Source organism: Streptomyces cinereoruber (assembly GCF_009299385.1).
GTDB classification, from domain to species: Bacteria; Actinomycetota; Actinomycetes; order Streptomycetales; family Streptomycetaceae; genus Streptomyces; species Streptomyces bikiniensis.
In genome coordinates this window covers 7,429,050-7,444,190 of the sequence record NZ_CP023693.1, presented here as the reverse complement: position 1 = coordinate 7,444,190, position 15,141 = coordinate 7,429,050, and the positions used below count along the sequence as shown (strand labels likewise).

The window sequence follows — 15,141 nt, the reverse complement described above, 5'->3', positions numbered from 1 at the left end:
CGCAGGCCCTTGTCGACGGGCCAGGCGTCATGTGCCGATGAGCTTGTCGAGGTCGGGGGCGTAGACGGTCATCCAGTGCGGGTTCAACCGGTAGTAGACGACCTCGCGGTTCCAGTCGAAGGCATCGTCGTCGTAGAAGTCCTTCAAGTAGGCGAGCAGTTCCTGCCAGTCGGCCGTGGCCTCGGTGTCCTCGGGGTTCATCTCCTCCACCGTGCCGTGGGTGAACACGCCGAGGTCCTCGCCGCGCATGTGCGCGACGCTGGCGGCCGGACGGGCGGCGAGATGACGGGCCTTGGCGGCGTTGCGCGCCGTGCCGAAGTGCCACCGGCCATGCAGGAAGTGCCCATCGACGCCGCTGATCCGCGGTTCGCCCTTTGCGGTCACCGTGGAGAGGGCGAGCGTGCACATGCCGGTGAGGACCCCGGTGAGCTGCGCCGCCGTGATGGTGCGGCCCTCGACGATGGAGCGGAGGTGCGCGGTCGAGCCGGAAAGAGAAGAGGTGAGGAGGGACTGGAGCTTGTCGAGTTCTTCTGGGGTTTCACGCATACGTCCATCGTCGGCCCTAAACCCGACATCCTTTGTCGCCATTGAACCTTTTTCATCCTGCGCTGGAGGATGAAATGAGCTGGTCAGTGGTTGTGGTGACAAGGCAGGGCCCCTCGTCGTCGGCGTGGTGCTTCCAGTCATCACACCGGCGATCGGAGGGGCCCTCTTGGTTCCGTACCCTGCCACGCTCGACGTCCCGCATGAGCTCGTCGAACGTGTTTCCTGGCTGCGGTACGCACATCACTTGGCCCGCAACACTCGTTGACGCAAGCTCGGCTGCTTCCGGCAGGCGCTGTTGACCCTCGTCCACCTACGCAAGAACGAGACGTTCTCCCAGCCCGGAGCGGGTTTCGGGACATCCCAGGCCACTGCCTGGCGCTACGTGGACGAAACTTTGGACGTCCTGGTCCCCCGGGCGCCCGGCCTCCACGAAGCCCTTACCGGCCTCGGTGAGGGCGACCACGTCATCGTTGACGGCACCCTGATCCCCATCGACCGGATCCACGCCGACGAGCCTTACCACTCGCAAAAGCACCGCAAACATGGCATGAACGTGCAGGTCGTCACTCGTCCTGATGGCACACCGCTGCGGTTCTCCCGCGCGACACCCGGTCGCACTCACGACCTGACCGCAGCCCGCGCCCATGGCATCGTCCAGGCCTGCCCGATTCGGCAGATCCTCGTCCTCGCGGACCGCGCTTACCTGGGCGCCGGCGCCACCTTCCGCACCCCGTACCACCGTCACCGCGAACAGCCGCAGCGACACCAGCAGTTCAACCGCGACCACGCCCGGCTGAGAGCGCCCTGCGAACACGCCTTCGCCCAGTTGAGATCCTGGCGGCTGCTTCGGCGAGCCAGATGCTCCACCCGCCGCATCGGCACCATCGTTCAGGCTGTCCACACGCTGCTGACCTGCGGCTATTCAGGATGAAGAAGGCCGAAGGAATCAGACAGACCTCCTCCCCCTACGCCTTCACGCCGAGACGCACGAGCGCGCCGATCTCCACGAGCTGGTCCGGCGGCGCCAAGTCGGAAACGCCCATGACCGTGCTGGCGGGCCGGTGCTCCCCGAAGTACTCCGCGTGGAGGCGTGCTGTCGTGTCGAAGTTCTCACGCAGGTTCCTCACCAGAACCGTGGTCTCCACTATCTGGCCACGCTCGGCCCCGAACTGCCTCAGCACCAGGTCCAGGTTCTCCAGCGTGGTGCGGACCTGCAGTTCGAAGTCACCGGCGCCCACGAAGTCGTCGTGACGGTCATGAGAGAGCTGCCCCGACACATAGACCGTTTCACCGACCTGGGTGGCCTGACTGTAGCCGTACAACGACTCCCACGGCATGCCGAACCCGAACGTCTCGACCTGAGAACCCATGGTTCACTCCCTCGATGCGGTGCGCGGGGCCGTCGGTCACAGGCAGGCCCCTTGCATGCCGAAGTTACGGGTTCGTACACACGATGCTTGTCTGGTGGCGCCCTCCCAGTGTTCTCTGTGCGCACAAAATTGGCTGCAGTGGGCTCTTCCGGGCGCCGGTGTGATGAGTGGATCACTACGCCGACGATGAGGGACCCCGCCTCTTCGCTGCACCCGTCGGCCAGCCCGCTTCACCCGCCAGGAGAGGATGAAAGAAGCTCACTGAGGTGTCCGCCGAGGTCGACGGCGCCGCATCGCAGGGTCTGCACGCACCTCAGTGCGACGCCGGGGCCCTTAAAGCAGCGGCACCGCACTGCTGTGCATATGTAGGCCCTGGGATCGCAGGTCGCCGTCCTCGCATGCCTGCGTGGTGGCCGGGAGGGGTTCGGTGAGGCGGTCCGGACGGGTGTGGAGGGCGCGGACGAGGCAGGCGCGGTTCTGGACGCAGAGCGCAGTGTCGGTGGCCGGGACGGACAGGCGTCGGGCGGCTTCGCGGAGGACGACGTCGGCTGGACCGTGTATCGAAAGTGGATCTTGCGCTGTGGACGATCTCATTCCATGGGGTGGGGAGATCTCACGGACGTGCAACGGGCGGTGCTGAAACCGTTGTTGCCGAAGGGGGCCAGGGCGGGGCAAACAACTGTCTGGCCTCGGCGGCAGTAGCTGGACGTCCTGCCCCATCCGTTCGGCATAGATTCCCTACGTGCAAGAACTGCGGTACATGGGTGCCCGGCATGGTCGGAAAGGCGCACACCGGATGAGCGACGAGCAGAGCAGGGCGAGGGAGGAATCCCTCGGCAGGGCGCTCACCGGTGCCTCACGCGTCGAGTGCGGTCCCGTGGACATCGAGGCGGCCCGCCTGGCCTACGGGGAGGCGGGTTTCGACCTCACTGACGAGCTCGTGACGTTCCTCGGGAAGTACGGCGAGACGACGGTCTTCTGGCCGTCGCACGTGACCGGGGACGAGACCTCGCTGACGATCTCAGTCAGGGAGGCCGCGGAGGCGTTCGCGCCGAACGTGCGGTACTTCGAGAAGCGTCTCGGCATGTCCGCCCTGCCAGTGGGCATCGCCTTCGAGACCGAGGAGATGGTTCTCCTCGCGGAGAACGGTGACATCGTCCTGGGTGGCGACGCCGGAGTTCAGCGGGTCGCACACGGCTTTGAGGAAGCCGTGCGGGCCCTGATCTCGGGCGACTGGAACATGAGATTCTTCTAGGCCGTGTATCGAAAGTGGATCTTGCGCATATGGTGTCGGCACGTCGCTGAGCCACATAGTCCTCTCGTCCGGACGTTCGATCGAGCTCACCGAGCTGCGAATGTCTTCGACCTACGGAGGGATGCTGGAGGGCTACCCCTGCAAGCCCATCAATGGCATGAAGGTCAGGGGCCTCCAGCGGCAGGCTGAACGCGCGTTTCCCTCCACGCCGGTCCATCTGGTGCCACCCTCCTGCGAGTACCCGGACCAGACTGCCGGCACCTTCGGCCCCGTTGAGGCGCTGCCTTCCGTGGCCTGCATCGGGACCTTCCGCTCTCACCGTGGTCTGGTTCCAGGCCGGCTTGGATGTCCCGTCGGGCGAGGACGCCGACCTTGTGCTGCGCAGCATTCGCTGGGAGGAGCTGGCCCAGGACTACGAGCTCTAGCGACGGGATGCCGATCACAGCCACTCGTTGATGGCCGCGATGAGGACGGTCGCCTCGTAGCGGAGCGCCAGTTTGTCGTACTGGGTGGCGACGGCACGGTGCCTCTTGAGGCGGTTGATCCCGCACTCGACCGCGTGACGCTTGCGGTAGTCGGCCGCGTCAAAACGTGGCGGCCGGCCGCCGCGGGAGCCGAGCTTCTGGCGATTGCGTGCCTGGTCGGCCTTGTCCGGGACGGTGCAGAGGATTCCGCGGCGGCGCAGGTAAGCGCGGTTTCTGCGAGAAGCGTACGCCTTGTCGGCGCGGACCCGGCGGGGACGGACGCGTGGCCGCCCCGGCCCGATGCGGGGCACGCGGACCTTCTCCAGCACGGGTTCGAACTGCGGCGAGTCCCCGTGCTGCCCTGCCGTGACCACGATAGACATGGACTTCTGACCCTGCTCGACGGCAAGGTGCGGCTTGGTGGTGAATCCGCCGCGCGAGCGTCCAAGGGCGTGATCACCAGGCTCGACGAAGATGCCGCCCGGTGGTTCCTTCCGCAGATCACCCTACTTGCGGGCCCCGGCCGCGTGCTGGTGGGCGCGGCAGACCGTGGAGTCGACGCTCAGGTCCCACGTGATCGCGCCCTTCGCGTCGGCCAGGAACTGGGGCCGGGTGAGGATCTGCTGCCAGGTTCCGTCCCGTTGCCACCGGCGGGAGAGGTCGTACACCCGACCCCACGGTCCGTACTCAACGGGCACGTCCCGCCACGGAACACCGGTCCGGACCCGGAACCGCATGCCGTCGATCAACCGCCGCCGAGGCCAGGCGGGCGGCCGCCCAGCCCTGGCACCTTTTGGCAACAACGGCTCCAGCGCCGCCCACTGTTCATCCGTGAGATCTCCCTGCCCCATGAACTGTGATCATTCACAGCTCAAGATCCACTTTCGATACACGGCCCAGCAGCGCGCGAGGAGCCCGCCAGGAAGTAGTCAGCGACGACCGTGGTGAGCGCGGCGACCGAAACGGTCTGCGCGAGGGTCGTCACCATGGACTGCGCGATGATCACGAAGAGGACCCTTCCTCCGGGCCCCGTGCTCAGATCGCTCGTGGCACCATCGTCGTGGCCCCCAGGTGCCGGGATCACGGATTCCTCAGAATTCTGCCTCGGTCTCGGGCAAGAGAGCGCGCTCAGCGTGGGTCTACTCTGCGTACTCCTGGCGTACGTAGGCGCAGCCTGTGTCGGGTTCGTCGCCCCAGATCGGATACTCGCCCGGAGGACACCTGCGGCGTACACGCCGTCGGTCTCCATATCGAAGCCGCGCAACACCGTCGCGGCGGTGTCGGCGCAGTCCAGGGCATGTTCGACCTGGGTAACGGTGGCGCGGCCGCGCAGGTGGTCGAGCTCGGTGGCGGAGGCCCGGCGGTCGGCGGGCGCGGCTCTGCGCAGCAGGAGCAGTCGGCGGGCCATCGGGGCCGGGCGGCGTTCCCCTGCCCGCTTCGCTGCCGCGGTCGCTGTGTCGAGGCTGGCTTCCAGGGCTGTGAGGGCCCCGTCCTCTTCCTGTTCGGGCGGGGCCGTGCAGTAGGCAGTGCGGTAGTCGGGGCTGTTGAGGGGGAGGTGTCGTAGGACGGCCAGGTCCTCCTACATCGCTGGCACCGCAGCGCCTGTCGCCCCTCCACGGGGATGACGTCGGTCTTCATGCCCGGGCACATGCGGCACACGATCGCCGGACGTTCCATCGCCTGCTGCATCCATGTCTCTCTCGCTCGGCGCCGGCTCGTTGTGGGCCGGTCCGCCCGGACCTGCCCACCACACCCGCCCGACACTCCCCCATCACCCGGGCGAGACCCTGGCGGGGGCGTACTTTTGCCACGGTCAGCAGCGGAGATCGCCGCGCGGCATGGTGCGGATGTACACAGCGACGGCGTGAGCACGGCGGCGGGGCAGGATTCGAGGCGTGCCAAGTCGGCCGGGTCCGATGGGTGAGCCCTGCTTGCTGAGGCCGCGTTTCGTCCGGCCGAAGGGGCCCCGGGCCTCCGGCGCCGAGGGGAGCCGACGCGCGCCGGTGAGGGCCCGTCGCGGACCACCGTTCCATCAGGGCACACGGAACACGACGCTCGTCCGTGCAACCATTCGACTATCGAATGAGTCTCCGTCGCGTAATTAACGAACTGGCGTCCAGAACGTGAACACCCGATGCGACGGTGGCCTCGTTCGGGGCGCCTGACGGATGGACACGGATGAGATTCACCAAGCTCCTGACGGGAGCGCTGGCCGGCGGCATGGCGCTGTTCGGGCTGCCCGCGACGACGGCGACGGCAGCGGACGCGTGGAATCCCGCGCCGCCGACCATGACGATGGCCTCGTGGAACCTGTGCATCGCCGGTGGCGCAAGGGGAGGCGGTTCCTTCTGCCCTTCCCGCCTCACGACGACTGAAACCGCTGAGAAGGTCGACCAGATCGTCGCGCTGATCAGGGAACGGAACCTGGACGCCATCGTTCTTCAGGAGGCGTGCGGCGAGCCGGAGGGATTCGTTCCGACGCCGGGGGCCCCGGCCTCCGACCAGAAGAGGCTTATGACGAAGCTTCAGAACGCGGACGGTACAACGGACTGGAGCTTCTACTTCACACCCCTCACGCGGGGCGATGACGTCCTTGACCCCGTTGAGAAAATGGGCAGTCACTGCCAGGGGGAAGCTTATGGCAAGGGAGGATCGGGCAAGGTCGGCAATCTGATCGCGGTCAAGGGGAAGATCAGCGCACCTGATCAGATCAACAGCGTCCCTGTCACGACCAAGGACAAACTGAGACTTCCGGTCCAGTGCGTGGTGGTGGAAGGCAAGTCCATCGGGGTGTGCAACACGCACATCATTGCGAAGACCTACGAGGCGGACTCCCGGGTTCAGGGGCAGATCAAGAACGTCAGGGACTTCGTCCAGAGCTTCCGCGCCAAGCACCAGCTCCAGTTCATCGCTCTGGGGGGTGACTTCAACCGTCCCATCGAAGAGGTCGCAGTCATGCCCGACGCGAACGGGGACCTGGTCAAGCAGCAGGTCCTCGGGCCCCTGACCACGATCTTCGAGAACTGCATCGACGGCACCACCCACCACGGCTGGTACGACACCGACCGGCACGCCTGGCACGAGTACGACCACATCTTCGTCACCCGGCGGGACGAAGGCAGCGCGTTCTCCTCGTGCGACATCGACATGAGCCGCCTGGACACCTCGCCGAACGAGCTCAACGAGCCGACGAACGGCTACTCCGACCACGCCCCGGTGATCGCCCGTCTGGGCGGCGACCGTACGCCCGGCGACCTGAGCGGTGACGGCAAGCCCGACCTCGTCGCCATCGACACGGCGGGGAGGCTGCGTCTCTACCACGGTGACGGCAAGGGCGGCATAGCCCCGTACCTGGGTGACGGCTTCGCGGCCAACTACGAGGAGATCGGAGACGGCGGCTGGCTCGGTGCATCCGTCAGCCACCGCGGGGACTTCACGCGCGACGGGCTGGAAGACGTCGTGGCGCGCGTCGGCACCGAGCTGCGCATCTACCCGAGCCGTTTCGCCGGCACGCGCCTCGCGCCTCCCACCGTCGTCGCTAAAGGCCTCCCGACGAACGCCCAGGTCGTCACCGCCGGAGACATGAACAACGACGGCGACGCCGACATCGTCGTCTCCGCCGACGGCAGGCTGTGGCTGTACGAGAACGACTCGAACGCCGCCATCCTGCCGGCCGTGCAGCCCCGAGTCGAGATCGGGGGGAACGGCGGCTGGTCGCCCATGACCATCACCGCACCCGGCGACATGGACAAAGACAACCGCCCCGACCTGCTCGTCCGCGACACCCGGGACGGTTACCTCTACCGGTACGACGGAAGCACCATGTTCGGCACCCGGACCCAGATCGGCTACGGCTACACCACGACCAACCGACCGCTGATCGCCGGCGCCGCAGACGCCAACCGGGACGGCGCCGCCGACATGTGGACGACCACCGAAACCGGAACCCTCACCTTCTACGGCAACCCTGCCGGAGGCGCCAACACCGTGGTCGGCGCGAGCGGCTGGGGCACCATCACCGCCATCAGCTGACCCACCCCTCTGAGGCCCCCGGTTCTCCGACCGCAGGGTGAAAGGAGGCCCCGCCGGAACGAGGCTCAACCCGCTGACGCTCACACGCGGCGTACTGCCTCACCTCCGGCCAGCCGCCCGTGCACGGCGTCTGGCCGGAGGAAGACGCCAGGGCTGCACCCTGCGCGTCACCGCGGTGCCGGCCGTGCACCGCCGCCCCCTGTCCTCTGCCAGCCGCTCAACGGCGGCCAGGGCACCCCGGCCATCCCGCCCAGCGCAAGGCGTGCCGCGAGTACGAGAACTGGGTCAGTGTGCTCGCGCCGACCGGACCATGATCGTTTGGTGAAGCCCCGCCGGTGTATCCGTGGCACACCTGCTGACGTTCTCGCGCCTGAGGAAGCCGCGCGCTGCGCGGGCCGAAGGCCGGCGTCTGAACTCCGGTCAGTCCGCGGCCCGGCGGTCGTCGTCGAGGTGGGCCATGGCGTAGACGTGTTCGTCCGGATGCCGGGCCAGGCGGGCCATCACCCATGCGGTCCGGCCGTCCACCCCTGCGCCGAAGTCGGCGGCCGGGCGGCGTGCCTGCCACGTCGTGCGCGGGGCCAGGACCCACCGCGTGAGCGAGAAGCGGACGCGGCCGGTGCCGGCTGTCGTCCGGCTCGTCCTGCCGGGGAGGTCCTCGGCAGCAGGGCTGGGGATGTTCAGGTCGGTCACGATCGCGAGTGTGGTGACGGCCAGGACGTCCTGGCCGTCACCGGGCTGCAGACCACCGGAACGGGCGACGCGGCCTGGGCTGGGTTGACGCTCCGGAGAGCCCCCGTGTTCTTTACGCCGTCAAGCGGCCGCCGGCGGTCAGGCGCCGGGGTCGACTTCGGGGTGCGTGAAGCGCACGGGCTTGCCCAGCGACCGGGCGTAGGCGATTTCGGCCCGGGTGCTGTCTCCGATGTAGTCGCCGACCACGAGCACCTCGTCGGCGAGCCGGATCTTCGCCCGGTGCAGGTCGTCGAGCCGGACCTTCGGCGCCGCGGCCTCGACGGGGTCGGACCGGAGCGCGTGGGGCGACTTCATGTCGATGCCCGGTTTGACGACGATCTTCCCGGCGTGGGTCTCCCGCAGATCGGCCTCGGCCATCTCGGTCTGAAGCGGGTGGAACCGCAGATCACGACGACACGCGGGAGGCCCAGCTGCGCCTTCGCGTCGGCGAGCCTCTCCCCCGGGGTGAGCGGCTGCGGGTGTGACACGAGGTCCTCCTGGTGGTGTGGCCCAAGGACTGCTTGCGGAAACGAGAACGAGGGCGCACTCGGCCTGGACGCCCCGGACGGCGGCAAGGCTGCTGGACGTACCGGGGTCGTGCGGCGGCACGTTCGGCGCGGGCGCGGCGGATGGCGGCGTCCTGGATCGCGGAGGCGGTCTCGTGGGTCCGGGCACGGTGGTCGGCGAAGGCCGCCTTGGCGTCGGCGGGGATGCGGGAGAAGTCGCCGTCGTCGGGTGCGGCAGGACCCTGGAGGGCGGGGTCGACGGCGGCGAGGTGCGCTTCGAGGGCGAGGCGGTAGCCGGCCGATGCGGTCTCCCCGGTCTTCACCGGCCCGGCCGGGGCCGCGGCCGAGCCGGGGGCGGGCCGGTCGGTGGCCGGGGGTGGGGTGGTGTCGACGGCGCCGGGCGGCAGGATCCGCAGCGCCCGTACGGCGGAGGAGCCGACGTGTTCGTTGGCGGGTGGTGATGATCCGGGCGGTCAGGAGGCGGAGCTGGGGGGCGTGGGCGGGCAAGTCGGGGCGCAGGTCGAGGCGGCCGGTTTCGGGTTCGTAGCCGGTGGCCTGGACAACGGATCCCGCTCCTGGGCGTGGGGGGAGGACGCTGTGGAGCGTCCTCCCCCCACGCCGAATACATCACCCATGGAGCCAAGGCACGTCGGCTGCGGCTACTTCCTCTTCCGTGCTTGTGCGATGCCGAAGATGACGAGGGCGAGGATGGCGATACCGAACAAGAGCCACAGGGGGACACCGTCGAGCCCCTTGTAGGCCATGACCGCCGTATCAGTAGCTGATTGCACGAGAGCTCCTTCGGTCGGGGTTTCCTTGGTTCAGCTTGTGGCGTCTTCGTAGGCCGACTCGGTTGCTTCGCCGACCGCCATTCCGCCGACGGCGCAGGGGATCGCTCCGGCGCCTCCGGTCAGGTAGGTGCAGCCGGCGGTGAACGCCTTGTCGGCGGCGAAGCTGAGCGCTGTTCCAGCAGCCGCCTCGTAGTCGCCCGTCACCAGCTGACCGGCGAATTCACCGACCGCGATGGCGTCTCCGGCCTTGCCGACGGTGTCCATCACGCCGTTGAGGCTGAGGGTCCCGTGCGGGTCGATGCGGTTGACGGGGTCGCCTTCGGCGTAGAGGTAGGGGTTCTTCTCCTGGCCGGAGGGGTCGGTGCTGGTGAAGCGGCCGATGTTGGGGTCGTAGTAGCGGGCGGCGAAGTGGTAGAGGCCGGTGGCGTCGTGGTAACCGCCGGCGAACTGGTACGGCTGCGGGACCTGTTCCGAGGTCCCGGCACGCTGGACGCCGCGGGGGCTGTAGGAGTACGAGTCGACCTTGGTGCCGGTCTCGTCGGCGAGCGCCACGACCGAGCCGAGCGCGTCGGTCAGGTAGTAGTAGGACTTGCCGCCGGTCGTCATGGAGTTCAGGGTGCCCCCGGGTTCGCGGTTGAATCCCATGTCGACGCCGCCGAGGCTCTTGGCGGAGAGGCCGAGCGGCCCGTTGTGGAAGTACGTGTCGCCGAGCTTGATCCGCTCGCTCTGGTCCGTCGAGCCGTACTGGCCGGCGTAGGTCTTGCCGCCGACGGTGACCGAGGTCATCTGGGAGTGGTCGGACCAGGTGGCGGCGGTGCGGGTGCCTTCGGGGGTGGAGGCGCCGGCGGTTTCGTTGCCGACCTTGTCGTACGACCAGTTCGTGGTGGAGCCGTTCTTCGCGGTGATCTGCTGGGCGTCGTTGACCGTGTAGGTGGTGCCGCGGGGGCAGCCGGGGTCGACGCCCTGGGAGGTGAGGTTGCCGGCCAGGTCGTAGCAGTACTGCCAGGACGAGTTGAGGGTGGTGCCCTTCTCCTCCTTCGCGTAGGAGAACCGGCCCGCGCCGTCATAGGTGTACGTCGTCCTCATCCCCGCGACCGTGTCCGTGCGGGTGCGGATCTTCGCGCCGTCCTTGAGGGGGGTGGTGGCGCTGGCGTCGTGGTCGTAGCCGTAGGTGTAGGCGAGGTCGACCAGCGTGCCCTTGGGCGACGTCGCCCGGATCCGCTCCGGACGGCTCGACTTGTCGAGCGTGACCTCCTGGGCGGTCCCGCCGGGGTACGTCGTCTTCGTCCGGACGTCGTTGTTGTTGTACGTGTACGTGGTGACCTTCCCGGTCGGGTCCTTGAGCTCCGTGAGCTTGTTGACCTCGTTCCAGGTGTAGTCGGTCAGGCCGGCCGGGTCCTCGTACGTGTCCACGTTGCCGGCCGGGGTGTAGGTCAGGCGGGTCTGGGAGCCGTTCTGCAGGGTACGGACGGTCTCGCGCGACAGCGGGTCGAAGGCGTAGGTGGTGACACCGGTGCCGTCCGAGCGCAGCGTGAGGTTCCCGTCTCCGTCGTAGGAGTAGGTGACCATGGCGTAGCCGGAGGTGTCGACCTTCACGATCCGGTCGCGGTGGTCGTAGGTGTAGAGCGTGGTGACGCCCCGACCGTCCTTGGCGGAGGCGGGCCTCCCGAGGTCGTCGTAGGTGTAGGTCGTCACGCCGAGCGGGGCCGGGGGAGCGACCTTGATCAGGTTGCCCTTCGCGTCGTACGTGAAGGAGGTGGAGACGGACTTCGTCGACGACATCTTCGTCGTGGCCTTGCAGCGCTGGCCCTCGAAGCCGCCGCAGGTGGGCGTGGCGGGGTTGTAGTCGAAGGACTGTGTCCCGCCGCCGGTGCCCGTCACCGCGACCGACTTCGTGTTGCCGGCCGCGTCGTAGGTGTAGTCCGTCTTCTCACCGTCGGCGGTCGTCATCGAACCGGGCAAATCCGCGCCCGACAGCGTCTGATAGCCGGCCACAGCGGCGGTGGCGCCGGTGGGCAGCTTCGCCGACGTGAGGTTGTTGCGGGTGTCCCAGCCGTAGGTGGTCACGTTGCCGCCGGTGCCGCCGACGCCCATCGCGTCCGTCGTGGTCTGCACGTTGTTGTTTCCGTCGAAGGTCTTCGAACGGGAGCGACCGAGCGCATCGGTCACCTTGGTGACCTTGCCGTCCGCATCGTGCTCGTACTTCGTGGCGTGCTGCTCCGGGTCGGTGACGGTGGTCGTCCCGGCATCGGAGGGATAGGTGCCGGTGTAGGCGTAGGTGTAGGTGGGGCCGGTGTGTCCGGAGGCGCCGGTCTGGGTGGCCCGCAGCATGGAGGTGACCCGGTTCCGGGCGTCGTAGGTGAAGACGGTCGCCCTTCCCTCCGGGGTCGTGACCTTGGAGACGCGGCCGCTGGAGTCGAAGGCGTAGGAGGTGGTCTTGCCTTCGGTGTCGGTCGTGCGCGAGAGGTTGCCGTCGGCGTCGAGGTCGAAGACCGCGGTGCGGCCGGTGTGGTCCTTGGCCTGCCACTGGTTGGGGTAGGTCTTGACCAGGTCGACCCAGCGGCCCGAGCGGGTCTCGGTCAGCTTGAAGCCCTTGTGCTCGCCGGTCTCGTCGTGCTGGTCGACCGTGATCGCGCCCTTGTTGCGGTCGGTGACCTTCGTCAGCGTCCCGTTGGCGTCGTAGGTGTCCTTCGCACCGGACTTGCGGTCGGTCAGGGTGTAGGTGCCGTCCGCGTTCTTCTTCAGGTCCTTCGAATAGCCCTTGGGCGTGGTGAAGGTACCGTCGGCGTTCGTGGTGAAGGACAGCGCGTCACCCGTCGCGTCGTAGACGACGACGGAGTTCGTGAAGACGTGCAGGTAGCGTTCGTACTCCTGCCACCAGCGGTCCGAGACCTTGCCGTAGGGCGCGTCCAGCGAGTTGTACGTACGGGCGAGGCGCAGTTTCTGTCCCACGCCGGCGACCTCGAAGTCGGTCGCGGCGAGCATGAGGTTGCCGTTGGACAGGTTGATCCGCGCGACGAGGGAGTCGGTGATGCGGAAGTCCGAGATCTGGTGCCAGGGCACCGAGCCCTGTCCCTTGGGCACCCATACCAGGGTTCCGGTCTCGCCGGACGTGCCGTTGGCCGTGACGCGACCCCCGCTCGACGGGACGCTGCCGGTGCGGGCGCGTTCTTTCTGTGCCGCCTGCCAGGCCGCCTTTTCCTTCGACGGCGCCGCCTCGGGCTTGCCGGGCACGGGCTTGGTCGATCCCACCTTGACCGGCGGGATCTCCAGAGGCGCCGCCTTCTTGCCCCAGACCGATCCGGGGCCGGGGTCGGCCGCGGGTGAGGCGGCGAGGGCCGGCAGCGACGACGCGCCCAGTGTGAGAACCGCGATCGCCGCGGTCAGAGAGAGTCCCGCCGTTGTGCGGGCACGCCGAGAAGGCGTGCCGGAAGCACGCGAAGTCATGCACTTCCCCCCACGAGAAGAGATGCCACAGCAGCCCCATCGGCCACTGGCGCCGCACACGCTGCCACAGCCGCTTCCCGACCGGCCGGGGCCTGCCCGCCATCCAGTCGCACACACGTGCGAGAACCAGCCAAGTATGCGACCGGCTTTTCCGCCTCAAATCATGTCGCCAGGCAACACCTGCCATGTCGCAAGGCACTTTTCCTGAGAGGCAAGCTGACCGGAAACCGTTTTCCGTCACAGCAGCCGGATCGCTTCCTGTTCCCCTGATCACAGAGTCGCCGAGTGCGACCCGAGACGCACTGTCACGCAGGCGTTGCCTGCACTCGAGAGTGAGGTCAGCACACCTACGTCGCCTGTCGGTGGAACGGGCCCCGGGCCGGGGCAGAATCCACCCGGAACGTGGCCTGGCGGTGCGCCTCGAGCGCGCGACGGTAGCCGGCCGACGGACCGGGGCACGACACGGATGGGGTGGGCACGGTCGGAGACGAGGCCGGGTCGACGGCCGTGATGGCGGGGCCGGTGTTCCCGGGTGCGGGTGGCAGGACGTGCAGGGAGCGCACGCCCGCGTGGGGCACCCGCTCGTTGGCCGCCGTGATCAGCTTCGGCGCGATCCGGCGCACCTTCGTGCCATACGCGGAGGCGTCGGGGATGACGTCCAGGCAGCCGGTGCCCGCGTCGAAGCCCACCGCCTTCACATGCCCGACGAGTTCAGGCGCGGCCGCGACGAGGATGATCTCCCACTGGGCCAGGACGCTGCCACCAGCGGCCGGGGCGACCGGGCCGCGCGCATTTCGGGCCGTCTCCCGTATTCCCGCACAAGGCCCCGTTGGTCAGCGGCGCAGTCCGGTCTACGAGGGTTACGCGTCGAAGCGGCTCCAGGGGAAGTCGTAGGCCTTCAACAGGGCGAGGGTCTCGCGGTGGCGTGTTCCGAACGCGGCATCCGCATGGTTCTCGTCGGCGCTGATACTGGCCAGCAGGCCAGGGGCCGCGTAGAACAGGTGACCCCCGTAGGCGGGCATGTACGGGCTGAGGGGGACCGGGCGCAGGAATCTCCACAACAGTTCGAGGCGCTCGGTGGGCATGACATAGGTCCAGGCGTTGAAGGGCGCGATGCCGGACGCCTGCTTGAGGGTGAACTGGAGAAGGAAGCGGCTGAGGGGCTCCGCTTCGAGGACCGTCTCCGGATCGTCATCGTCGTAGGGGTCCTCAGTGAGCCAGACCGGGGGGTCCACATCCTCCGGGCCGCCCCGGGACGGCCAAGGAATGGACCAGTCCGCGCATCCCTGGTTCTCCACCGCGAAGACCAGCCGGCCGCCGTCCCGCCTCGTGACGTGCCGCGGATGCAGGAGCATCGGGTGGCAGAAGCGGTACAGGGCGGGGCGCACGCGGGCCAGACGGTGGAACGCGGCGAGCGCCTTCGGCAGAAGAGCGAGGACGTCATCCGCGGGGGCGTCGGGGTCCGGCGGCGCGTCCTCGGCCGGGTACCAGCCCAGGACCAGCATCTCCAGCGCGCGCACGGGATCCGTGTCGACGTGGTCGACCCACTCGACGGACAGCGGTGGCCCCTCGACATACGTCCCGGGGGCGGGCGGGGTCCGGGACGCTGCCGTCCAGGCCCTCGCAGCCGCGTCGCCCGCGTCCGCGCTCGTGCCGTCGCCGAAGGGACCGGCTTCCTTGGTATCCACGCTGTGCTCCCTGCGTCCGTGCGTTCGCCCGGTGCGAGCTGCTCTTGTGGCCGGGAGCCGGGCAGAGGTGGGGGGCTGAGCAGATTGCGGATGTCCAGGGCGCCGGTTATCGGGTCCGTGCCCGGCGCAGCGCGGGTGGCATGAAGCTGCGTGGCCGGTGCTTCCGGGCCGCGCCCGCGTATGTACGCGTTCTGCTCCAGCCTGTCCGGCTCTGCTCCTACGATGAACCCTTCGGCAACGCGGCCGGCGCCCCGCTGTCGGTGTGGGTTGTTCGTCCTGTGGGGGTGGGCTGGGATGTCTCAAGCGTGGTGGC

Annotated in this window: 9 protein-coding genes and 4 pseudogenes; 4 read left to right on the top strand and 9 right to left on the bottom strand. The window is 68.4% G+C overall.

The genetic code is table 11. The features are described from left to right. Positions 1 to 27 precede the first annotated feature (27 nt). Positions 28 to 546 (bottom strand): pyridoxamine 5'-phosphate oxidase family protein, encoded by a 519-nt coding sequence (locus CP977_RS33540; protein WP_062760345.1) that lies wholly within the window; start codon positions 544 to 546, stop codon positions 28 to 30. A gap of 124 nt (positions 547 to 670) precedes the next feature. Between CP977_RS33540 and CP977_RS33535 the strand changes: the two are divergent. Further along, positions 671 to 1,477, top strand: a pseudogene (locus CP977_RS33535) (transposase family protein). A 34-nt stretch (positions 1,478 to 1,511) separates the two neighbouring features. Here CP977_RS33535 and CP977_RS33530 read toward each other — a convergent pair. Next, a complete protein-coding gene (locus tag CP977_RS33530; protein ID WP_152371420.1) occupies positions 1,512 to 1,916 on the bottom strand; it encodes a RidA family protein in 405 nt (134 codons plus the stop codon). A gap of 796 nt (positions 1,917 to 2,712) precedes the next feature. Between CP977_RS33530 and CP977_RS33515 the strand changes: the two genes are divergently transcribed. Then, positions 2,713 to 3,171: an SUKH-3 domain-containing protein gene (locus CP977_RS33515; RefSeq protein WP_062760343.1), complete on the top strand. Its 459-nt coding sequence runs from the start codon at positions 2,713 to 2,715 to the stop codon at positions 3,169 to 3,171. A 100-nt stretch (positions 3,172 to 3,271) separates the two neighbouring features. Continuing rightward, positions 3,272 to 3,596 (top strand): annotated as a pseudogene (locus CP977_RS33510) (hypothetical protein). A gap of 14 nt (positions 3,597 to 3,610) precedes the next feature. Here CP977_RS33510 and CP977_RS33505 read toward each other — a convergent pair. Continuing rightward, positions 3,611 to 4,486, bottom strand: a pseudogene (locus CP977_RS33505) (IS5 family transposase). A gap of 20 nt (positions 4,487 to 4,506) precedes the next feature. After that, positions 4,507 to 4,641, bottom strand: coding sequence for a hypothetical protein (locus CP977_RS35285; RefSeq protein ID WP_260321905.1), 135 nt, complete (start codon positions 4,639 to 4,641; stop codon positions 4,507 to 4,509). Between the two features lie 1,136 nt (positions 4,642 to 5,777). Between CP977_RS35285 and CP977_RS35085 the strand changes: the two genes are divergently transcribed. After that, positions 5,778 to 7,667 carry an FG-GAP-like repeat-containing protein gene (locus tag CP977_RS35085; protein WP_221331393.1) on the top strand — a complete coding sequence of 630 codons (1,890 nt, stop codon included), beginning with the start codon at positions 5,778 to 5,780 and terminating at the stop codon, positions 7,665 to 7,667. A 420-nt stretch (positions 7,668 to 8,087) separates the two neighbouring features. On the opposite strand, the gene CP977_RS33495 is transcribed toward CP977_RS35085, so the two are convergent. From CP977_RS33495 to CP977_RS33475, 5 genes and pseudogenes are all read right to left on the bottom strand, one after another. Beyond that, positions 8,088 to 8,357 (bottom strand): hypothetical protein, encoded by a 270-nt coding sequence (locus tag CP977_RS33495; protein ID WP_234363688.1) that lies wholly within the window; start codon positions 8,355 to 8,357, stop codon positions 8,088 to 8,090. 138 nt (positions 8,358 to 8,495) lie between these two features. Then, positions 8,496 to 8,884, bottom strand: a pseudogene (locus CP977_RS33490) (hypothetical protein). 839 nt (positions 8,885 to 9,723) lie between these two features. Further along, the gene (locus tag CP977_RS33485) at positions 9,724 to 12,945 is read right to left on the bottom strand and encodes an RHS repeat-associated core domain-containing protein (protein ID WP_244412643.1); all 3,222 of its coding nucleotides are present in this window, start codon (positions 12,943 to 12,945) and stop codon (positions 9,724 to 9,726) included. Between the two features lie 542 nt (positions 12,946 to 13,487). Then, entirely contained in the window at positions 13,488 to 13,829 is a 342-nt protein-coding gene (locus tag CP977_RS33480) for a hypothetical protein (RefSeq protein WP_152371418.1), read from the bottom strand. A gap of 171 nt (positions 13,830 to 14,000) precedes the next feature. After that, entirely contained in the window at positions 14,001 to 14,828 is an 828-nt protein-coding gene (locus CP977_RS33475; protein ID WP_152371417.1) for a hypothetical protein, read from the bottom strand. Positions 14,829 to 15,141: the final 313 nt, after the last annotated feature.

What these genes read in the sequence shown, in the direction of transcription:
- CP977_RS33540 (WP_062760345.1), bottom strand. Translation starts at nt 546, where the DNA reads ATGCGTGAAACCCCAGAAGAACTCGACAAGCTCCAGTCCCTCCTCACC.
- CP977_RS33515 (WP_062760343.1), top strand. Translation starts at nt 2,713, where the DNA reads ATGAGCGACGAGCAGAGCAGGGCGAGGGAGGAATCCCTCGGCAGGGCG.
- CP977_RS33530 (WP_152371420.1), bottom strand. Translation starts at nt 1,916, where the DNA reads ATGGGTTCTCAGGTCGAGACGTTCGGGTTCGGCATGCCGTGGGAGTCG.